This window comes from Enterococcus sp. UD-01 (assembly GCF_044909655.1).
Lineage (GTDB): Bacteria > Bacillota > Bacilli > Lactobacillales > Enterococcaceae > Enterococcus_L.
This window is the reverse complement of sequence record NZ_JBIYEU010000021.1, coordinates 14,506-33,633: the sequence shown is the minus strand read 5'-3', so window position 1 is coordinate 33,633 and position 19,128 is coordinate 14,506. Positions and strand designations below refer to the sequence as shown.

24 protein-coding genes are annotated in these 19,128 nt (G+C 38.5%); 8 read left to right on the top strand and 16 right to left on the bottom strand.

Annotated features, from left to right (window positions below):
* Positions 1-87: 87 nt before the first annotated feature.
* The 4 genes from ABH902_RS14235 to ABH902_RS14220 form a co-directional block, all read right to left on the bottom strand.
* On the bottom strand, positions 88-876 hold the full coding sequence (locus ABH902_RS14235) for a TraX family protein (protein ID WP_404591811.1): 789 nt from the start codon (positions 874-876) through the stop codon (positions 88-90).
* Positions 877-989: 113 nt separating this feature from the next.
* On the bottom strand, positions 990-1,439 hold the full coding sequence (locus ABH902_RS14230; protein WP_404591810.1) for a GyrI-like domain-containing protein: 450 nt from the start codon (positions 1,437-1,439) through the stop codon (positions 990-992).
* A gap of 153 nt (positions 1,440-1,592) precedes the next feature.
* On the bottom strand, positions 1,593-2,216 hold the full coding sequence (locus tag ABH902_RS14225) for an NAD(P)-dependent oxidoreductase (RefSeq protein ID WP_404591808.1): 624 nt from the start codon (positions 2,214-2,216) through the stop codon (positions 1,593-1,595).
* Positions 2,217-2,280: 64 nt separating this feature from the next.
* Entirely contained in the window at positions 2,281-2,703 is a 423-nt protein-coding gene (locus tag ABH902_RS14220) for an Rrf2 family transcriptional regulator (RefSeq protein WP_404591806.1), read from the bottom strand.
* 144 nt (positions 2,704-2,847) lie between these two features.
* Between ABH902_RS14220 and ABH902_RS14215 the strand changes: the two genes are divergently transcribed.
* From ABH902_RS14215 to ABH902_RS14190, 6 genes are all read left to right on the top strand, one after another.
* The gene (locus ABH902_RS14215) at positions 2,848-3,645 is read left to right on the top strand and encodes a hypothetical protein (protein WP_404591804.1); all 798 of its coding nucleotides are present in this window, start codon (positions 2,848-2,850) and stop codon (positions 3,643-3,645) included.
* A 101-nt stretch (positions 3,646-3,746) separates the two neighbouring features.
* Positions 3,747-4,478: a MerR family transcriptional regulator gene (locus ABH902_RS14210; protein WP_404591802.1), complete on the top strand. Its 732-nt coding sequence runs from the start codon at positions 3,747-3,749 to the stop codon at positions 4,476-4,478.
* Complete coding sequence (locus ABH902_RS14205; protein ID WP_404591800.1) at positions 4,475-5,098, top strand: GNAT family N-acetyltransferase; 624 nt, start codon at positions 4,475-4,477, stop codon at positions 5,096-5,098. Before ABH902_RS14210 ends, ABH902_RS14205 begins: the two co-directional genes overlap by 4 nt.
* Entirely contained in the window at positions 5,079-5,411 is a 333-nt protein-coding gene (locus ABH902_RS14200) for a YbjQ family protein (RefSeq protein ID WP_404591798.1), read from the top strand. Before ABH902_RS14205 ends, ABH902_RS14200 begins: the two co-directional genes overlap by 20 nt.
* A gap of 95 nt (positions 5,412-5,506) precedes the next feature.
* The gene (locus ABH902_RS14195; protein ID WP_404591796.1) at positions 5,507-5,962 is read left to right on the top strand and encodes a MarR family winged helix-turn-helix transcriptional regulator; all 456 of its coding nucleotides are present in this window, start codon (positions 5,507-5,509) and stop codon (positions 5,960-5,962) included.
* 106 nt (positions 5,963-6,068) lie between these two features.
* Positions 6,069-7,271 (top strand): MFS transporter, encoded by a 1,203-nt coding sequence (locus tag ABH902_RS14190; RefSeq protein WP_404591794.1) that lies wholly within the window; start codon positions 6,069-6,071, stop codon positions 7,269-7,271.
* A gap of 30 nt (positions 7,272-7,301) precedes the next feature.
* Here ABH902_RS14190 and ABH902_RS14185 read toward each other — a convergent pair whose 3' ends face one another.
* The 3 genes from ABH902_RS14185 to ABH902_RS14175 are packed head-to-tail and all read right to left on the bottom strand — an operon-like array spanning position 7,302 to position 9,335.
* The gene (locus ABH902_RS14185; protein WP_404591792.1) at positions 7,302-8,072 is read right to left on the bottom strand and encodes an ABC transporter permease; all 771 of its coding nucleotides are present in this window, start codon (positions 8,070-8,072) and stop codon (positions 7,302-7,304) included.
* On the bottom strand, positions 8,065-9,000 hold the full coding sequence (locus ABH902_RS14180) for an ABC transporter ATP-binding protein (RefSeq protein WP_404591790.1): 936 nt from the start codon (positions 8,998-9,000) through the stop codon (positions 8,065-8,067). The genes ABH902_RS14185 and ABH902_RS14180 overlap by 8 nt, the downstream gene beginning before the upstream one ends.
* Entirely contained in the window at positions 8,997-9,335 is a 339-nt protein-coding gene (locus ABH902_RS14175) for an ArsR/SmtB family transcription factor (protein WP_404591788.1), read from the bottom strand. The genes ABH902_RS14180 and ABH902_RS14175 overlap by 4 nt, the downstream gene beginning before the upstream one ends.
* A 186-nt stretch (positions 9,336-9,521) precedes the next feature.
* Between ABH902_RS14175 and ABH902_RS14170 the strand changes: the two genes are divergently transcribed.
* Positions 9,522-10,505, top strand: coding sequence for a tRNA dihydrouridine synthase (locus ABH902_RS14170; protein ID WP_404591786.1), 984 nt, complete (start codon positions 9,522-9,524; stop codon positions 10,503-10,505).
* 150 nt (positions 10,506-10,655) lie between these two features.
* On the opposite strand, the gene yqeK is transcribed toward ABH902_RS14170, so the two are convergent.
* A complete protein-coding gene (gene yqeK / locus ABH902_RS14165) occupies positions 10,656-11,234 on the bottom strand; it encodes a bis(5'-nucleosyl)-tetraphosphatase (symmetrical) YqeK (protein WP_404591785.1) in 579 nt (192 codons plus the stop codon).
* A gap of 148 nt (positions 11,235-11,382) precedes the next feature.
* Here yqeK and ABH902_RS14160 point away from each other — a divergent pair, with 148 nt between their 5' ends.
* Complete coding sequence (locus ABH902_RS14160; RefSeq protein ID WP_404591784.1) at positions 11,383-11,799, top strand: Hsp20/alpha crystallin family protein; 417 nt, start codon at positions 11,383-11,385, stop codon at positions 11,797-11,799.
* A gap of 199 nt (positions 11,800-11,998) precedes the next feature.
* Here the strand turns inward: ABH902_RS14160 and ABH902_RS14155 are convergent, their stop codons facing one another.
* The 8 genes from ABH902_RS14155 to ABH902_RS14120 form a co-directional block, all read right to left on the bottom strand.
* Entirely contained in the window at positions 11,999-12,127 is a 129-nt protein-coding gene (locus tag ABH902_RS14155; protein WP_404591783.1) for a hypothetical protein, read from the bottom strand.
* Between the two features lie 74 nt (positions 12,128-12,201).
* Positions 12,202-12,660, bottom strand: coding sequence for a GNAT family N-acetyltransferase (locus ABH902_RS14150; protein WP_404591782.1), 459 nt, complete (start codon positions 12,658-12,660; stop codon positions 12,202-12,204).
* A 13-nt stretch (positions 12,661-12,673) separates the two neighbouring features.
* Positions 12,674-13,186: a DUF3278 domain-containing protein gene (locus tag ABH902_RS14145; protein WP_404591781.1), complete on the bottom strand. Its 513-nt coding sequence runs from the start codon at positions 13,184-13,186 to the stop codon at positions 12,674-12,676.
* A complete protein-coding gene (locus ABH902_RS14140; protein ID WP_404591780.1) occupies positions 13,186-13,386 on the bottom strand; it encodes a helix-turn-helix transcriptional regulator in 201 nt (66 codons plus the stop codon). Before ABH902_RS14140 ends, ABH902_RS14145 begins: the two co-directional genes overlap by 1 nt.
* 143 nt (positions 13,387-13,529) lie before the next feature.
* Positions 13,530-15,980 (bottom strand): LapB repeat-containing protein, encoded by a 2,451-nt coding sequence (locus ABH902_RS14135; protein WP_404591779.1) that lies wholly within the window; start codon positions 15,978-15,980, stop codon positions 13,530-13,532.
* A 645-nt stretch (positions 15,981-16,625) separates the two neighbouring features.
* Positions 16,626-17,900: a glycosyltransferase gene (locus ABH902_RS14130; protein ID WP_404591778.1), complete on the bottom strand. Its 1,275-nt coding sequence runs from the start codon at positions 17,898-17,900 to the stop codon at positions 16,626-16,628.
* Positions 17,900-18,382: a hypothetical protein gene (locus ABH902_RS14125; RefSeq protein ID WP_404591777.1), complete on the bottom strand. Its 483-nt coding sequence runs from the start codon at positions 18,380-18,382 to the stop codon at positions 17,900-17,902. The genes ABH902_RS14130 and ABH902_RS14125 overlap by 1 nt, the downstream gene beginning before the upstream one ends.
* A gap of 116 nt (positions 18,383-18,498) precedes the next feature.
* On the bottom strand, positions 18,499-19,125 hold the full coding sequence (locus ABH902_RS14120; protein ID WP_404591776.1) for an HAD family hydrolase: 627 nt from the start codon (positions 19,123-19,125) through the stop codon (positions 18,499-18,501).
* Between the last annotated feature and the right edge of the window lie 3 nt (positions 19,126-19,128).

The window sequence follows — 19,128 nt, the reverse complement described above, 5'->3', positions numbered from 1 at the left end:
ACGAAGAACCTGACTTTTGGCCACCGTTTATTCGTAAGAAGTGGGCGGGACAAAACTGTTTTTTAGTTTTGTCCCGCCCACTTCTCGTTAGTGCAGATAGATATACGCGGAAATTAGATACAAAATCCAAATGTGTAAAGGATAAAAGAAATAGAAAAAGCTCTTCATTCCCTTGCCTTTTTCCCCGTTAAACAGCCAGATTGGCAGGATGGCAAAAATCATCATCCATTGAGTCGAACCTTGGACGAAAAAGAGAATTGCAACCAAAGCAATCATCAGACACTGTAGCCAGCGCTGATTTCTAGCTAAATACAGCAATGGAATCAATAAGACCATGACACTATTTTCTGCAAACATTATTGCTGGAACAAAGTTTGCTGCCCAAACAGCAACCATAATAGTGGCTGTATTTGACATTAATCCTATTAGAATAACCGATGAAAGAATTGGAAACAAAATAAGCAACACGCCTAAAGCAACTTTGCCATAAGCTTTCGCTGACCAGCCTTGAGCTATCTTATCTATACCGTACATCATCAAGGCCCCTACTAAAAGGTCACGGAAAATATTATTCATCAATTGAACTTCTTCATAACCGACCAAATTTTGTATAACAAAGCTGCCCAGCGCCATAACCACCATTCCTACGTAAAGACGTAGCATGTACTTCTCTTTATTTCTTGTATGGCTAAAGCCGACCACACTCACAAAAAAGAACAGTGTTGCTACAGGACGACCAAACCAGTCGATCCAATTAGGCGCTCCCATCGGCACAAACATTTGATGGATATGATCAATGAACATTAAAATAATACCGATTATTTTTAAATCAAATGTAGATAAGCCCTTTGACTTTGTCATTGTTAAATTATGCATACTTTTCTACTCCTCACTTTAATCATTCATCTTATTATAGAAAAATGAAGGTGAGTTGGCCTTAGAAACAGCTTGCAGAAATCTATCAATTTTGTCATGTGCTTGTTGCTCCGTTACTTTTTGGTTATTGGCACGCACAGCTGACATTTATTTTGATTGATTAAGTCGACAGCATACCGTTCGATCAATGGACGTTCAGAATCAATAACATAACCGGCTCGAATCAACACATCGTTCATTTTGGCAAAGGTTTCCTTCATTGCTTCTGCTGTATGAACTATGGTAAATACCGCATATTTCCCAGCTGGCAGGATCGCTTGCTTGATTTCTGAGTAGTCGTCAAATGAATCTACAACTAACGCTACATCATACCGGCACTGCTCTGGCGCGGTTTGGCGCGGATCATCCTGCGGGATACCTAAAACAACGGCTTCTTTGTCAAGTAATTGTCGGTTCTTCAGCCATTGTTTAAATTCCTCCATCAGTTGCTTGTTCGCCTCACCATATGAACCTGTGCGGCGTTTGTAAATAATTTTTTGTTCTGGAAAATTTATACTATTCATCTTTTCTCCTTTGCTTTTTATTCGTCCACCGGTGGTTGTCTTTATGGTATAGCGATATAAAATGAATTGCAATCAAACATTTAAAATCGAACATTTTTTTTAAATAAAAAAGCACTTCCCATGACTTCACAGGAAATACTTTTTGATTTTTTCTTATTGATGGACGCTAAAGCGTTGGTTAGGATGGGCTTGATTTTGAATTTCATCCACCATGGCAATTGCATAGTCGCCATAGCTGATATAGCTCTTACCTTCTGCATCAAGTGCTAGTTCTTCCCCAGCGGCAACGTAGCTGCCTGTTACTGGACCTTCAGCATCGAAATCTGCTGCTGGGCTAAGGTAAGTCCAATGAATGTTTTTAGCATTTTCAAGTAAGGTCAACCCTTTACCCATCGCTGTTGCCAGTGGTTTAAAGCCGTCTGGAAAATCAGGCGTTTCACTTAAACGAACAGTATGTTCTGGGTTCACATACAAGCTGCCTGCTCCACCTACAACTAGTAAGCGTGTGTTTTGATTGGTCAAAATATCAATTAAATGCTGCGTTGAGCCAGTAAATTCACTGACATCGCCCCAAAAACCTAGCGCGCTGACTAATACGTCGAAATCTTTGATATCTTCTGTTGTTAATTGATACACATCTTTTTCAATTACAGGAGTGCCGTCCGTGATGTTTTCTTTGTTGCGGACAATTGCCGTAACCTCTAAGCCTCTTTTTTTGGCTTCCTTCAAAATGGCTGAACCTGCTTTACCGTTTGCTCCTAAGATTGCTACTTTCATGTTTATCTTCCTTTCTTTAATGAAACTTTTTTTGTTACATTTAAATATAAAAAGAGAAGAGACATTAGGTCTCCGGCTGCTTTATTTGCTGAATAACATCAGCTAAAGCGATCTCTTTTAATTCCGCTTCCATACTTTGCTGAACTTTTGCATATTGTTTTTCCAAGGCCGCCTGAATATTTGCACCTACAATACAATGCGGATTAGGATTTTGATGAATGTTAAAGATATCATGATCCAATTCGACTGCTGTATAAATTTCATAAAGAGAAATATCCTCTGGGCGTTTCAATAAATAAGTTTGTGTTGCCCCGCGACTTGTGTGGATGAAGCCAGCTTTTTTTAGCTTACTCATCAAGCGTCTAACAACGACTGGATTCGTATTTACACTGGCAGCAATTAATTCAGAATTTACACGTTCAGGCGGACCGATTTCGATCAGACTGAGAATGTGAATGGCAACACTTAGCTTCGTTGACATGGCCATGTCGATCACTCCAATTATTTAGTAACAATTTAAGTTACATTTATATCTTACTGCTCCTTTTAAAAAAAGTCAACCTTTAACTTTCGATTATTTTTCATTTCATGGTACACTTCAACTAACAATGACATACCTTAGGAGACTGCTATGAAAAGTAAATTAGATGTTTTATTAACTGATACCAAAACTACGATTACCTTCCATAACAATCAAGGAACTATCACCATTTTAAACAGTGATGATCCAGATCTGGAAAAAGCCCATGCTGCTGTCTATCTTTTCATAAAAGAACGTACGGTGGTTGGGATTGGCAAAACCTTTTTAAAGGATCGTATTCAAAAAGAGTCCTTTGATAAAGTCATGCTGATTACGCCGCCTTGGGAAGTGGAAGTAGATTATTTGGAACAGCTGCTGGCAGCTGAAGCAAATGAAAACATACAGGAAGCAGCAGATCAAGCCAAGATTCCTGCCAACTATGAAAAAGCTATTTCCGAGTACAAAGACCAGATAGTCTTTGTTTTAGCCGGCTTTGGTTATTCATTTAAACCAAAGGAAAAAAACATCAAAGAAAAAGCCAAGCCTGCAAAAGCCCGCCACAAATGGACCAAAGAAGTTAGCCAAATTGAATTTTTCATTGATACACGTGAAAGTAAAGCCACTGTTTTATGGATCAAACGGAATGAAATGCTGCTGAAAGCCGGCGCTACTATGATGGCACAGCCGCCGTTAAACAAAGATGGTTCACTTGGCTTCGCAGCAAAAATGGGGCAACGCATCAGAGAAGATCATCAAGCTCAAATAAAAGACTTTGTTACAACAGAAGATATTTTATTGAAAAGCGTGAATGAAGTGGGTCTATTTTTATATTTTGGCGGGACAAACACCTGGCTGGAATTAGTTGACGCCTCAGGTAAAACGCTTGATGAATGGACTATTGTTACCTAAATACTTAAAACAGGAGAAAATTTTTCTCTTGTTTTTTTGCGCTTGACTGTGTACCAGCTACACGGCTTATACTAAAACAAACGAACAGATGAGGTGCAAGTATGAACCATTTATCCACAGGAGAACTCGCTCAATTATTTAATCTTTCCAAATACACGATTCGTTATTACATCGATAAAGGATTGTTAACACCTAAACAAAATCCGGCAAACGGCTATTATTTTTTTAACGAAGCGGATGTCTACAAACTGTATCAGATCGTTGTTTTTCGGAATATTGGTTATTCTATTAAAGAAATCAAAGCCAGTCTGTCTGCGCCCAATAACATAGCTACTTTAAAAAATGCAGAAACAGCTCTGCAGGAACAAATCGATGAATTAACAGCTATTAAAGAGACCGTGGGCAACATTCTTTCTGCACAGAAAAAGTATCGGCTTGATGAATTTGTCTTTTTCGAAAGAGGAGAACGCTGCTTTCAACAGCTACCTGCTGCCTTTATAAAACAGGAGTCTCCGGATCTTTTGACAATGGTGAAAAACGATGTTGTACAACCTGACGAACTTTTTTATGTCCAGTCAGATCAAGTGCCTGTTCCTTGCTTTAGAAGCGATCCGTCAAACGCGGACTTTATTTTTCCAGCTGGTACTTATGCTTGTAAAAGTTTTGCAGTGAAGGATGAAGCAGATGTAACTACGGCAACTGAACAATTTTTAGCAGATCCGCTTTTTTTTCAACGCGACAGTTCAAAACTACAGCTCTTGCTTTATGAGAATATTTTATGTGCTTTAGCTTACAACGATATTACCGTTTATACCTTGGAGGTTCATCTATGAACATAACGATTAAAGCTGCTTCTGACTATACTGGTCATGATATCGAGGAGAAGGTGACCGCACTTATTTATGAAAGCTTTAAAAGCAAATTTACGACGTGCTTGTTTTCGGATCAGGAAGCACACCGCATCGCTTCCACGCTTAGCCAGTTTCTTTGTTTAACAAAAGCAGACCAGATTTTTCTTGCTGATACACCACGTGGGATTGGAGGCTGCTTCTATTTAGCCAAGAAGAACGACACCTATTACTATTTAAAGCATTTACTGAAACATAATTATTCAATAGTCGACAGAATCAAAGTGACTTTTTTGCTCTCACTCCTCTCACATCCTGTGAAGGAAACCGAACTGTATATTGATTTTATTTCTGTCTTGCCAAAATTCAGGAGCAAAGGCATAGGTCAGCAGTTAATCGCACATTGCAAAGCACTGGCACGTAAGCACCAACGACCTTTAACACTTTACGTCGCCCAGAATAATCAGCGGGCACTGGCTTTTTACCAAAGGGAACACTTTATAAAGAAAAAGCAACGAACTAGTTTGCTGACACAGCAACTTATTAAAAATAAACATTGGTACTATATGGAATGGAGCGATCGAGATGAAAATTGTAACGACTGAAACTTTTGCGCAAACCCAAATTACTGAAACGAAAGGTGCCCTTTTTAGCGAACAGGTAATTTCCATCAACATTGTAAAGGACGCGATTAGCGGCATTAAAGGGCTATTTGGCGGCAAATCAACTACTTATTCAAAAGAATACGAAGAAGCCCGTAAAAAAGCCCTCAATGACCTTATTGAACAAGCGGAACAGCGCCAAGCAAATGCTTTAGTCGCTTTAAATATAAATTACAATCAAATGATTAATTCTGATATTATGCTGATTATTGTAACAGCCAGTGCAACTGCCGTTACCATTGCTCAAAATAACTAAACAAGCCTGTTAAAAAGAAAGTTCAACATAAAATTGTTTTGTTGCAAAAGAAACAAAAAATAATTATACTAAATAAAAAGCGAAGGAGAACGTGAATGGACAAAAGACAGCAATTAATGAGTGAGTTAATGGATTTATCCAATGAAATTATTTGGCTTAACAAACCAGAACTGGAATCAGCTTTAGCAGGTTATACCTTGAATGAGGTTGAAGTGATTGAACATATCGCTCTGATTCCAGAAGTAAATGTCACTAAGCTTGCAGCAGCCAGTTATATGACACGTGGTGCTATCAGCAAATTAACGAAAAAGCTGGTAGCTAAGGAGCTGATTGAAAGCTATCAGCATGAACATAATAAAAAAGAAATCTATTTCCGCTTAACGCCTGCCGGTGAAAAAATCAATGCGATTCATCAGCAGCTACATCACTCTTTTTTAGAGCGCGACCAGGAGGTTTTTCAGCAAATGACAAAAGAAGAATTCGACACTATTTTTCGGTTTATCGGACGTTACCGTCAGCATTTAAAAAGGCTGCTTAAGGAAAAACGCTAAAAAATTGATCTGTGGAAAATCTTCTTTTTTTGTTGACAAAGAAACAATAAAGCTGTACACTCATTTTGTTTCCAAGGAAACTAAAATTCGAAAAAAGAGGTTTTTTATGTCATATTCATCAAATAAACATGCATTAATATTCGGCTTTATTTCTGTTTTTTTAACTGGTTTAGGTTTAACTATTGTTAGTCCAGTGTTGCCATTTTTAGTAGCTACTTATGTAAAACACCCTAATCAACAGGCAACAGCTGTTACGTTATTAATGTCCGTCTATGCATTTGCCGTTTTTTTAGCCGCTCCTGTTTTAGGTGCTTTGAGTGATCACTACGGACGACGTCCTGTATTAATCGGTAGCTTAGCTGGCTCTGCTTTAGGGTATTTTATTTTAGGACTGGGTGGTACGCTGTGGGTTTTGTTTTTAGGACGTATAATCGAAGGCGTAACCGGCGGCGAGATTTCAGCTCTTTTTGCTTATTTTTCTGATCGTACTCCTGTAAAAGAACGCACGAAATACTTTGGCTGGATCAGCGCTTTAGTAGGTGCAGGCACCGCGCTTGGCCCTTTGCTTGGCGGATTGCTGGCTACTTTCGGAGACAGTGTTCCGTTATACGTTGCCGCTGTTATTTCCCTTTTAAATGCGGTGTACGGCTATTTATTTATGCCGGAAAGCTTAAAAAAAAGGCAGCGGTCATCTGTACTTGCCCTAAAAAAACTTAACCCTTTCGTACAATTAACAAGTGTCTTCTCTTTTCATTCAGTTAAACGATTATTAGTTGCCGGCTTTTTACTTTGGTTGCCTAACGGTTCTCTCCAAGCCATTTTCTCCCAATTTTCAATAGATACCTTCGCATGGCAGCCGCTACTGATCGGTTTCACCTTTTCAATCATTGGCCTGCTAGATATTTTCTCACAAGTGTTGATTATGCCGCGGTTGCTTGTAAAGCTGTCTGATCAGCAGATTATGCTTCTAGGCATGAGTAGCGAGTTAATCGGCTATGCCTTGATTGCTTTATCTTCGGTTACTGTTGTTGCTCCAGTTTTTATTTTCGGGATTGTATTTTTCGGGATAGGAGATGCTGTTTTCGGTCCTGCCTTTAATGGTCTGCTTTCGAAATCTGTGAATGATAGTGAGCAAGGACTTATTCAAGGCAGCGCCCAGAGTATTCAAGCCTTATCCAGAGTAATTGGTCCGATCATTGGCGGGCAACTGTATATCCTTGTCAGTCATTCGTTTCCAGCCTTGATGGGTATTTTCTTCATTGGTACCGCCATTCTTCTATTAAAAAACAGACAAGATGAAAAGAGTTAAGCTCTTTTTCATCTTGTCTGTTTTACATCTTTAGCTTCTTAAGCCGCGACCTTTGTTGATTAAATACCAACAAATAGCATAAAGAACAACCATAAATAAAATTAAAATAGTCATAGAAACTGCGATAGGAACATCGGTAGTGCCTAAAAAGCCAAAACGAAAGCCGGAAATCATATAAACAATCGGATTGATTTTTGAAACAGCCTGCCAAAAGGGCGGTAGCATGGAAATCGCGTAAAAGACGCCGCCAAGATACGTCAACGGCTGTAGGACAAACGTTGGCACAATTGACACATCGTCATAGGATTGCGCGAAAATACCGTTTAATAAGCCGGCTAATGAAAATAAAATAGCGGTCATCAATAAGGTGACAACAACAATCAGCCAAGAGTAAACATGCAGCGGCACAAAAAACAACGAAATCATGGTAACTAATGCACCAACCAAGACGCTACGACCAACTCCACCGATCACAAAGCCCCAGATAATTACGTGGGTTGGAACCGGCGCAATTAATAATTCTTCAATATTTTTCTGAAACTTTTGTGAGAAAAAGGAAGAGGATACATTAGAATAAGAGCTGGTAATCGCAGACATCATGATCAAGCCGGGCACGATAAATTCCATATAAGAAAACCCACCCATGTCACCGATTCGCCCGCCGATCATTTTTCCGAAAATAACAAAATACAAAGAGGTTGTAATCACTGGCGGTACCAGTGTTTGAACCCAAATCCGCAAATAACGGTTTGTTTCTTTGACTGCTAAGCTTTTTAACGCTGTAAGATAAAGATTAGACATTTTTTTCCTCCACTTGATGATCTTCTTCTGTAATTTTTAAAAACAGCTCTTCTAAACGATTAGACTTATTGCGCATGGAAAGAACCTTAATCCCCTGTTCTGTAAGCTGCCTAAAAATTCCATTAATTCCTTGATTACGTTCAACTTCTACAGCCAGCGTCAACTCATCTTCCAGCAGATTTTTATACCCGATAATTTCAGGTGCTTTTTCGTAAGGCGCTAAATCAAAAAGAAAGGTTTCAAACTGCAGCTTTGCCAAAAGTGATTTCATACTGGTATTTTCAATCAGTTCACCCGATTGAATAATGCCAATATTACGGCACAGCATTTCTGCTTCTTCTAAATAATGTGTCGTCAAAATAATCGTTGTGCCGCTTTCATTCAATTCTCTTAGGAACTCCCACATTTCACGTCTTAATTCAATATCCACACCAGCAGTTGGTTCATCCAAAATAAGCAAACGCGGCTCATGCATTAGAGCTCGAGCAATCATCAAACGACGTTTCATACCGCCGGAAAGCATCCGGGCACGTTCGTTACGTTTCTCCCATAAATTAGATTGCTTTAGGTACTTTTCACTCCGTTTAAGCGCTTCTTTACGGGAAACACCATAATAACCAGCCTGATTCACCACGATTTGCTGGACAGTTTCAAACGGATTAAAATTAAATTCTTGCGGAACTAAGCCAATTTGCTGTTTCGCCCGAACTAAATCCGTATCTAAATCATAGCCAAAAACCTTTACTTTACCTGATGTCTTGTTAACCAGTGATGTAATAATTCCAATGGTCGTGGATTTACCGGCGCCGTTTGGTCCCAGCAATGCATAAAAGTCGCCTTCTTCTACGGTTAAATCAATCCCGCGCAGGGCTTGGACGCCAGTCGAATAGACTTTTTTCAATTCTTTTAGTTCTAATGCATAGGTCATTTAATCACTATCTCCTTATCAATGAGTTGATCATTTGGTTCTTGGAAGCTTTCTGTCATTGGACTTTTTGCAAGCAACAAGGTCATTGACGACATAAATTCTTCAACAAAGTCGGCTCTTAAGGTATAGTGATGCCATTGACTGCGCTTATTTACCGAAACGATGCCTGCTTTTTCCAACACTTTCATATGATGAGAAAGCGTCGGCTGTGTAAAATCAAAATGCTCTAATACCTCACAAGCACATAAGGTACCGCCTGACAAAAGATCAATAATCTGCAGTCTTTTAGAATCAGCCATGGCTTTGAGTATCAATGACGTTTTTTCATAGTTCATTTTAAACAGTCCGCCTCCTTACATAGATATTTATCTATATTATAATATAGATAAATATCTATGTAGTGTCAAGCAATCATTTGTATTAATTGATTTAACAAGCATAGTAAATTTCTTTTTTGATTCTTTCGGTAATTCTTAGTATAATGCTGGATAGCAATTAAGTAGAGAGTGGAGAGTATAAAAATGACAAATAATTTTTGGGCAGAGCTGCCGAAGCCCTTTTTCATATTAGCACCAATGGAAGATGTGACGGATGTTGTGTTTCGACATGTGGTGAAAAAAGCCGGCGCACCGGATGTTTTTTTTACTGAATTTACCAACTCCGACAGCTATTGTCATCCAGATGGTAAAGAAAGCGTGCGTGGACGTTTAGTTTTTACTGAAGATGAACAGCCAATGGTCGCTCATATTTGGGGTGACAAGCCAGAATTTTTCCGAGAAATGAGCTTAGGCTTAGCTGAAATGGGCTTTAAAGGTATTGATTTAAATATGGGCTGTCCGGTTCCAAACGTTGCTGGACGTGGAAAAGGCAGCGGTTTAATTTTAAGACCGGAAGTAGCTGCGGAACTAATCGCCGCAGCAAAAGCCGGTAACCTGCCGGTAAGTGTTAAAACGCGAATTGGCTATAATGAAATTAGTGAGCTGGAAAGCTGGATCACTCATATACTTAAACAGGATATCGCTAACCTATCCATTCATTTACGCACAAGAGCTGAAATGAGTAAGGTTCCTGCACATTGGGATCTGATTCCGCAAATTGTTGCACTGCGCGATCAAATTGCCCCGCAAACGCTAATTACTATTAACGGCGACATTCCTGATCGTCAGACAGGTTTAGAGCTGGCAGAAAAATATGGCGTAGACGGCATTATGATCGGACGAGGTATCTTCAAAAATCCTTATGCTTTCGAAAAAGAACCAAGAGAACACTCACCGCAGGAATTACTAGGTCTGCTGCAGCTGCAGCTTGATTTACAGGATCAGTATGCGCCGTTAATTCCGCGCTCTATTGTCGGTCTCCATCGCTTTTTCAAAATATACGTAAAAGGCTTCCCCGGAGCAAGTGATCTGCGGGTAACCTTGATGAATACAAAATCAACAGATGAAGTGCGGCAGATTTTAACAGAATTTCAACAAAATCACTCACAGCGCTCCACAGAAGAATAAAAATCGAAAAGAGCGTAAAACAAAAAATGAAACACACTTTTGTTTTACGCTCTAAACACGTATAGACATAAACGGCGACTTCAGCAACAAGCAAAATCAAATTTTTCAACAGGTAAAGGTCTTTTAACTCAAATACTCGAACCTCATCAACTATTTTAACCGTTGCTTCAGAGTCTGATGCGCCGCCAACAGCCAAGGGTGCAGGACTTTAATTTCATGATTCAGCAAATAATCAATATAATAAGCCGCTGCCTGCTCCAAAGAAAAAGCTGACGCCTGCAATAAACCATCTAAATAAGGCGGCTTCCCCGCTTGATCCCATTTGATTTTATCTGCCACAAACACAACTAGATCCACAGCCGAATAATCCCCTTTTAGCGTTGTATGGCATTCAATCGCAGAGAGAATTTCCGAATCAGTAACGCCAAATTGCCGCAGCGCCATTTCCTTAGAAATTTTTTGATGAATAATCAACGGAAAATCCAACTCTTCTTTATATAAATCAAGCCCCATTTTTCTGGCAACAGAAATACGTTCTTCGTTTGGATAGATAGCCGATATATCATGTAAATAGCCCGCAATCTGTGCTTTATAAGGATCTTTTAAAAACTTCTTACCTAGCTCAAATGCATAGTTGCCCACATCCAAACAATGATCATAGGTCTTTAAACATTGATGCTGCGTGAGGAATTGTTTCACTGCTGCTTGGAGCTCTTCTTGTGTTTGCATGTCGGTCTGCTCCTTCATTTTGGTTTCTTTGTACTTATTAGTGTAACGCATTGATGCTTGAAAATTCATTTTACTTGCATTTTTAGCAAAAAAGTATTAATACAGAAGTGTAAAAGCAATAAATACTTTTTAGAAAGGATGATTCATTATGGCAAATGTTCCAAGTATGCGTGATATGTTTCCTGATTTTCATGATGTGTTTAGTCCGGCGTTTAACGATTTCTTTGGTTTTTCCAATGTGCCTAAAGTAGACATTAAGGAAAATGACAATAATTACGAACTGACAGCAGATATGCCCGGATGCGATAAGGAAGATACGATTGTTGAGTATTCAGACAACACCTTAACCATCTCCGCAAAGCATGAATCCCATTCTGAAGAAAAAGATGACACACAAAATTATTTGCGCAAAGAAAGAAGCCTGGTTTCTTACAACCGTTCCTTCTACCTACCAAATGTGGATGAAGACAAGATTACCGGCGAATTTAAAAATGGTGTATTAAAGCTAAACTTACCGAAAACAGAAAATCATTCAAAAACTGCGAAAAGAATTGAATTAAGCTAATTATATGGAAGGAGGCTGGGACAGAAGTGTTAAACTCCGAGAAATAAGAAGGAATTCACGAAAATTGTTTTTCAAATTTTTGTGAATTTCGGCTTATTTCCGAAGGAGTTGCTTCTGCTCCCGCCGTTTATTCGTACTTAGAGCGTGAGACAAAAGTAAATAACACTTTTGCTTCACGCTCGTTTTTTTAAGAATTCTGCTATTTATTGTAAATTTTCGGACCTTTTCTCATATTTTTACGATCATTTTTAGGTGCCGCCATTTGGCTGACTCTGCCGCCGGATTGTTTCTTTTTAATCAGCTCTAACATTTTTTCTTTAGTATTCATTTTCCCACCACCTCTGTCGGTATTATTATAATGGAACGGAGGCTTTTTCACAAATTCTTATTAAAGTAGTAAATTTATTTTATCTTTCTTACCATGGTAATATCCGTTTCCAGATAGCCCATTTTTTTATACAATCCATAAGCGGTTTGATTATGCGCAAACACATGCAATCCTAGCTCTGCCAGACCTTGCTCCGCTGCCCATTTTTCTATTTCAAGCAGTGCTTGTTTGCCAAAACCTTGGCCACGATACTTTTCTGCGATCATAAAATCGTAAATGAAGCCCTTTTGCGCCGTCACTTTCACCCAGATCAGTCCGATTGGCTCGCCGATTTCTGATGTATATATAGAAAAGACATAATTATCTTTTGTTTGTGGTCCTTCCGGCAGTAATTCATCAAAGCTATTTTGCGCCAGCTGTAACGCTTCTGCTTCTTCCCAGGTTCCTGCTTTAATTTTGTCTTGTGCGTATTCTGAAACGGCTGTTTTTAAATATTCATTAAACTCTTCTTGCTTCATTTTTGCAAGTTTCATCCTATCTTCTCCTTTATTCTTCCTTAATTAATTTTAATTGACTTCTCGCAAGTGCATACATTGTTGAACCAAAAAGTGCGCCGGTAACTACATAAATCGCTACGCTTATCCACGTCACGTGAATCGGTTCTTTTCCCAGAGCTGGAAAGACAAAATTCATCATTACAAACATGATAATCCCCCAATTAGCACCGGCCCAAACCGCCTTTCTTTTGAGCCCTTTAGCAGCAGCTTGATAGGAAGCTTCATCATAGAATTCCGAGTGGGCCAGTTGGTATTTTCTCATCTTGAATAAAATATAGTACGAATTTATCTGCTGCGCGAGAAACAGTAGGATCGTTCCCAACGTAAACTGCTGATGCATCGCATCCCAACCCAAACTAATCAACATAAATAAGCTGATTAGATACATCGTCAATAGATTAGCATTAGCCAACGTTTGATAAATTTTAGACTTTTGATATTCATCACGCTCATTGACATAGCCTACATATCGTTTTAATAAATAATTGTCTAAACTTTTCACTATTCTTCCCCCTCATTTATCCAAAATAAAGTGTTTAAATCGGTGCCCAATACTTTAGCTAAGCGAATACATAATTCAAGTGACGGATTGTATTTGTCGTTTTCGATCAAATTAATGGTTTGGCGGGCAACCTTAATTCTTCTCGCTAATTCCGCCTGTGATATCCCAGCTAATTTTCTGTATTTTCTGATATTGTTCATAGCACACCTCTCAAAACTGTCTTGTATATATGACAAAAATAGTTTAGCTTACGTTATTGCTTTTGTCAATTATAAATGACAAAAAAATCACCGGATGTAAAATGGTAGTTTACCATCCAGTGATTTCGTTGCATTTTAATTATTTACTTTTTCAAGTATTTTTTCTTTTGAAAGAAACCATAAAAGCTGCCGGCTAATAGAAACACCCCAAGGAAAATTGTGTACATAGTCGAACGAGCTTCTCCTGTGTTAGGCAAGCTGGTATGATATTGATGATTTGTTGCCGAAACTGATCCATTAGAATGAGTGTCGGTTGACTTCACAGGCTCCTCTGTTTTTTGATTTGAAGAAGGATCATTTGTATTATTCTTCGGCTCATCATTTGAGCTATCCTTGGGCTGGTCTTTCGGTTCTTCCGAATCACCTGGCGGAACAGGCTTATCATCTTCAATATTTTGGTCACCATCCGGATCTTTTGTCGGTTCAGAAACAATTACCGTTACTTTTACCGGTGTTGCTTCATTTCCTGCTGCATCTTTCGCTGTTAATTTCACTTCATAGCTTCCCGGTGTAGTTAAGTCCACTACTTGGTCGAAGTCACTTTCGATTGGCGAACCATCGTCCGTGGCCGCATGAACCCCTTTTAAGAAATCATCTGCTGTCACTGTGCTGTTCACTTCATAGCTGATTTTGTCGTCCGCTGTGATGACTGGCGCAGTTGTGTCCGGCGCTTGTGTTACTGTTACCGTTACTTTTACCGGTGTTGCTTCATTTCCTGCTGCATCTTTCGCTGTTAATGTCACTTCATAGTTTCCCGGTGTAGTTAAATCCACTACTTGGTCGAAGTCACTTTCGATTGGTGAGCCATCGTCCGTGGCCGCATGAACTCCTTTTAAGAAATCATCTGCTGTCACTGTGCTGTTCACTTCATAGCTGATTTTGTCGTCCGCTGTGATGACTGGCGGAACATCATCTTCGCTTCCGTCTACATAGACCGTGCCGCTCAAACGTAGTTCTAGTCCATTGAAATCTCCAATTACTTGGTCAAATGTATAGGATACTTCAGTGCCTGCTGGAATATTTGTCCAAGTAATTTGGTTAGTTGCTTCATCGTAAGTCCCGTTATCTGAAATTGAAACAGGTTTTAAAATGGAGCCGTCTGTACTGCGGGCAGGGTTTGTTAATACAATTTGCTCACCTGTTCTTTTGCCGATTACATGTATTTCCTGATCTGCTCCTAAAACAACACTCGTACTACTTTGAAATACACTAAAATCTAAAATCTTATTTTGATCTAAATATGCTTGTTCAAGCGTATCGGCTGCGCCTTTTAATGGACGAATATCTGATACCTTATTTCCTGTTAAACCGATATTTACCAACTGTGTCATATTTTTCAGGGCTTTAATGTCTGAGATTTGATTGCTTTCAAAGGCTAAATCTTTTATATTTACCAAATTTTGCACAGGAGTAATATCGGAGATTTGATTATAGCCTAATGCCAAATACTCCAAGTTCACTAAATCTTTTACCGGATCAATATTAGTTATTTTATTCATTGCTAGTGCTAATACATTTAAAGAAGTTAAAGCTTCCACAGGAGTGATATCGGTGATGTTACAAAAACTAGCATTAAGCTCTTTCAATGTTTTAATAGTCGCCACTGCTGAAATATCACTTAAGGAAGTATTCATCGCAACATTCAATCGTTCAAGCGGCAAGGATTCGATCCCAACAAGATCAGCTACTCCAGTCTGCGAGCAATCCAACTCTTTTAATTTTGTCATTGCCCGTAACGGTTCCAAGGAAGTGACTGGGTTATGGCTGATATTAAGTTTTTCTATTTGAACATTAGGTTGATTCATCGGTGTTAAATCAGTAAGATTGGCAGTCAAGTTTAATTCCTTCAAGTTAGGCAATTGAGCAAGTACTGTTAAACTGTTATCTGTTAGCGAGTCAGCATCTAAATCAATTTTATTTAGCTGCGGCATCTGTTCTAAAATAGTAAGATCACCTGATGCAACGTTTCCCCCACTTAATGATAATCTCACCTCTTGAATATTTGTCAAATATTGTAAGCCTTCTAGCGATTGAATGTCTCCCCATATAGGAGTCAGTTCGAAATAATGATCCTTGTTTGTCCCAGTCATCGCCAACGAATTCCCAAGCCAATTAGTCAAAACATCTTGTGTAATTTCTTCATCAATCGGAATATCCAATCCATTTGAGCTTGCCATATAAAGGGCTAAATTTGGATCTGGAAAAATTTTGGCAATTGTAGTCGGAAAAGTGACTGCCCGCGAAGCAGATGCAACTCTTGCCTTTTTCGGCACTTCAATTTCACTATTATCAGTGGTACTTAAACTCTGAGCAGTTACTGGCACTTCTTGTTCAACGGACAATGAATCAGTTGTTTGTTCTTGCACTTCTGTAGAATCCACAGTACTTTCACTGGTCGCTTCTGATTGAATCACTGAATTTGCTGTTTCCGACTGTTCGCCTGCTTGTTGCTCTTCTGTGGCATAAGCCAAATTAGGTGCAAGACCACTTAAAACAACGGTTGATATTAAACTTAACGTCAAAAATTTCTTCACAATACACAACTCCGCTCTTTTTATTCATATTGATTTTATTAGGTAGAGGTTAAAGGAAAGAACTACAAGGAGAAAATACGAGGAATTTACAAAATCGTTGACTTGCGTTAGATGGGTCTATCATTGAAGATTTAATACGTATAATCCACAATTAAACCGATATAAATCTTCAAAAAGATATAATTATTATATAATAAAAACATAATTAAATTAAAATGAAACATTTCCAACAACCTTTTAAAAGCTACCTTGATAATTATAAAATAACGATAAAATAATGTCAACACGGAAATAAAACAGGATGAAACAATTCATTTCAACGAAAATAGCGCATAAACATATAAATATATTATATTTAATAAGCAAACATTTTCACTAAAAAGAATATTTCCAAAACCAAAACATTAGAAATAATCACAAATAATTTGTTTTAATAACTTAATTTTTAATATTTTTATTTGAATAAAATTAAAAAACATATTGTATATTCTGCTGAACGTTTTAGCTTACTACTTTCTACCAATTATTAGGTTATATTAAAGAGCGTAAAACAAATAATCATGAGAGCTGTAGCCCTCATGACTGATTGTTTCATACTCATTAATTACGCCCCTTTGAAGTGACACTCGTATTTTGTTTCAGTGACTACTTTATCATTTTCGTTCGCTCCGGACTTTTCCACGTACCTACACCAAAGCCAAGAATCGTTTTTACTGCGGGAATAAAGGTCGTAACAATCGTTAGTGCATTCATCTGCCAGTACCACAGCATGTAAAAAGGTGCAAAGAAAAGATATTTCAATTTTTGCCCGTTATCATCCAACAGCAAAGCAGCAACTAGCTGTAGAAACCCAGCAAGCATTTCAAAAGTAACAAAGATAAATACCAAATCCATAACGTAAAGCACATGTTCATAGCTGTGCGTAAGCACAAAATGTCCGACCGAAATCAGAAACAACAGCATAGTAACAACATAAAAGAAGCTCCAAATAATACTTAGTGTTTGATCGACAAACATGACGACCTTACTTAAATTCTGAATAGGGTGGCTAAAAACCTTTTTGAAGTTAGTCAGCCAAACCTCCGTTCCGCCTTTTGCCCAACGTTTACGTTGGAGATAAAGCATTTTAAGCGAGCTAGGCACATTCATATAAAACATGATCTCAGGGGCAAACACAGCTTTCCAACCGTTAAATTGCTGATCCCAGCAGATACTGATGTCCTCTGTCGCTCGGTCTTGACGAAATAAGCCGGCATCATATACAGCCTGCTTGCGGTACAAGGTATTCGCGCCACTATAAGCGTACATTGTACCTAAAGTGCCCATTTGGCCGCGTTTAATTGTACCGACAATGCTGGAGAACTCTACTGTTTGCGATTTTTCAATAATCCGCGTTCGGTTTTGAACATCCATATTCGCTGTGACAGCGGCGATATTTTGACCTTCTTCTGTCATAAAATAATTCATATATTTCTGCAGTGCATTCGGCTCAGGAATCGTGTCTGCATCATTACTTAAAATGTACTCTCCTTTAGCAAAAGAAATAGCAATATTAAACGCATGTGCTTTTCCTTTGTTATCCTCAATATGAATCACCCGCAGGCAATCATATTTTGCTTGCAATTTCTGCAAAATAACTGGTGTACTGTCGGTTGAACCATCATCAACCACTAGAATTTCATAATTGCTGTACTGCAGTTCTGTTGCCAGATACTCAATCGTTTGCTCAATCATTACTTCTTCGTTATGAGCCGGAACCATGATCGTGATAAATGGCTGTTCCTCTGTAGAAAGCTTGCGAAACTCAGTTACTTCATGACGATAAATAAACTTATAACAAAAGGCGCCGATAATCCAGCAAAAGGCACCCACAATCGGATAAAGAACCAGCAAGGATAATAAATAATTAAGAAAGCTCATTATTTTGATTCCTCCAATTGTCGAAAGGTTTCTTTAACCAAGTCGTCTGCCAGATTTTTCTCTGGCGCCACCGAATAATAAGTGACGTTTTCTCTGAATGTCTGATCGCCAAAACGCTCTGTATAGATAGCTTCTAAAGCTTTGGCTTTTTGTTCTAATTTCGCTTCATCATACATCTTCTTTTGCTTGTAATAATGTTCCATGCGATAGTTGTTACGATGCGCAAGTAGAAATGCGATAATAACAACAGCAATCAGAAAGAAAACCAATTCAGCTGTTAAATTTCGATATAGTACAAACCCACCGCGATAATCCCATCTATAAAATTGGTCCTTCACTTTTCTGAAAACTGTTGAATTGGCTGTGATTAAAATAGGCAGAAGTACGGGAATCCACATAATAATAGCAAATAAGGACTGTCGTATTTTTGTAAATATGTGTCCTTTACTAAAAAAATCATCCTTGATAAACTTTTTCAACATTCTTCACCTCAAACTCAAGTTATACTGCAACTATCGTCATTAGTAAAGTTACTTGCAAAGAATCATTATAAATCTTAAACTTTCTGAAAATTTTCATAAAATCCAGGCTAGTTTTACTACTCTGCAACAATGTCTGCGATTTCAGACAAATCAGTAATCACAACATCCGCCTGGCTTTGATCAACAGGAAAGTTCTGCTTCAAGGCAATTGTGTACAAATTTGCAGCTTTCGCTGCAGCAATCCCAATCGTAGAATCCTCGACAGCAAAGTTTTTTTCACAGTTCAACTGCTTTTGTGCCAATAAATAAATGGTTGGGTCAGGCTTGCTTTTTTCAAGCTCTTCACCGCTGATTACATAATCAAAAAAGTCCTCTAGACAGCAGGTCTGTAAAAACTGTTCAATTTCACTGCGCGGCGATGACGAAGCTAACCCCAGCTTGTATTTTTGCCGTTTTAAGGTCTTTAGCACGGTATATGCAGAAGCGCGCAAAGCTTTTTCAAACTGAATGGGATGCTGCTTCCGAAAGACCTGATATTCTTTTCGCAAGGTTTCTCTTAAGTGTTCATCTGTTGGAATCATGGTTTCCCAAATACCTGCTTCTGTTTTTCCGACAAAATCAGTTAATTGAGTGGAACCGGACGTGACGCCCTTTTCTTGTAGAAACTGCATTCTCCGTTTGAAATAATAAGTTTCACTGTCGATTAAGACCCCGTCCATATCAAAAATAACTGCTTTTTCCATTGC

Excerpts from the sequence above, each read along its gene's own strand:
- ABH902_RS14235 (WP_404591811.1), bottom strand. The coding sequence starts at position 876 with ATGCATAATTTAACAATGACAAAGTCAAAGGGCTTATCTACATTTGAT.
- ABH902_RS14230 (WP_404591810.1), bottom strand. The coding sequence starts at position 1,439 with ATGAATAGTATAAATTTTCCAGAACAAAAAATTATTTACAAACGCCGC.
- ABH902_RS14225 (WP_404591808.1), bottom strand. The coding sequence starts at position 2,216 with ATGAAAGTAGCAATCTTAGGAGCAAACGGTAAAGCAGGTTCAGCCATT.
- ABH902_RS14220 (WP_404591806.1), bottom strand. The coding sequence starts at position 2,703 with ATGGCCATGTCAACGAAGCTAAGTGTTGCCATTCACATTCTCAGTCTG.
- ABH902_RS14215 (WP_404591804.1), top strand. The coding sequence starts at position 2,848 with ATGAAAAGTAAATTAGATGTTTTATTAACTGATACCAAAACTACGATT.
- ABH902_RS14210 (WP_404591802.1), top strand. The coding sequence starts at position 3,747 with ATGAACCATTTATCCACAGGAGAACTCGCTCAATTATTTAATCTTTCC.
- ABH902_RS14205 (WP_404591800.1), top strand. The coding sequence starts at position 4,475 with ATGAACATAACGATTAAAGCTGCTTCTGACTATACTGGTCATGATATC.
- ABH902_RS14200 (WP_404591798.1), top strand. The coding sequence starts at position 5,079 with ATGAAAATTGTAACGACTGAAACTTTTGCGCAAACCCAAATTACTGAA.
- ABH902_RS14195 (WP_404591796.1), top strand. The coding sequence starts at position 5,507 with ATGGACAAAAGACAGCAATTAATGAGTGAGTTAATGGATTTATCCAAT.
- ABH902_RS14190 (WP_404591794.1), top strand. The coding sequence starts at position 6,069 with ATGTCATATTCATCAAATAAACATGCATTAATATTCGGCTTTATTTCT.
- ABH902_RS14185 (WP_404591792.1), bottom strand. The coding sequence starts at position 8,072 with ATGTCTAATCTTTATCTTACAGCGTTAAAAAGCTTAGCAGTCAAAGAA.
- ABH902_RS14180 (WP_404591790.1), bottom strand. The coding sequence starts at position 9,000 with ATGACCTATGCATTAGAACTAAAAGAATTGAAAAAAGTCTATTCGACT.
- ABH902_RS14175 (WP_404591788.1), bottom strand. The coding sequence starts at position 9,335 with ATGAACTATGAAAAAACGTCATTGATACTCAAAGCCATGGCTGATTCT.
- ABH902_RS14170 (WP_404591786.1), top strand. The coding sequence starts at position 9,522 with ATGACAAATAATTTTTGGGCAGAGCTGCCGAAGCCCTTTTTCATATTA.
- yqeK (WP_404591785.1), bottom strand. The coding sequence starts at position 11,234 with ATGCAAACACAAGAAGAGCTCCAAGCAGCAGTGAAACAATTCCTCACG.
- ABH902_RS14160 (WP_404591784.1), top strand. The coding sequence starts at position 11,383 with ATGGCAAATGTTCCAAGTATGCGTGATATGTTTCCTGATTTTCATGAT.
- ABH902_RS14155 (WP_404591783.1), bottom strand. The coding sequence starts at position 12,127 with ATGAATACTAAAGAAAAAATGTTAGAGCTGATTAAAAAGAAACAATCC.
- ABH902_RS14150 (WP_404591782.1), bottom strand. The coding sequence starts at position 12,660 with ATGAAACTTGCAAAAATGAAGCAAGAAGAGTTTAATGAATATTTAAAA.
- ABH902_RS14140 (WP_404591780.1), bottom strand. The coding sequence starts at position 13,386 with ATGAACAATATCAGAAAATACAGAAAATTAGCTGGGATATCACAGGCG.
- ABH902_RS14130 (WP_404591778.1), bottom strand. The coding sequence starts at position 17,900 with ATGAGCTTTCTTAATTATTTATTATCCTTGCTGGTTCTTTATCCGATT.
- ABH902_RS14125 (WP_404591777.1), bottom strand. The coding sequence starts at position 18,382 with ATGTTGAAAAAGTTTATCAAGGATGATTTTTTTAGTAAAGGACACATA.
- ABH902_RS14120 (WP_404591776.1), bottom strand. The coding sequence starts at position 19,125 with ATGGAAAAAGCAGTTATTTTTGATATGGACGGGGTCTTAATCGACAGT.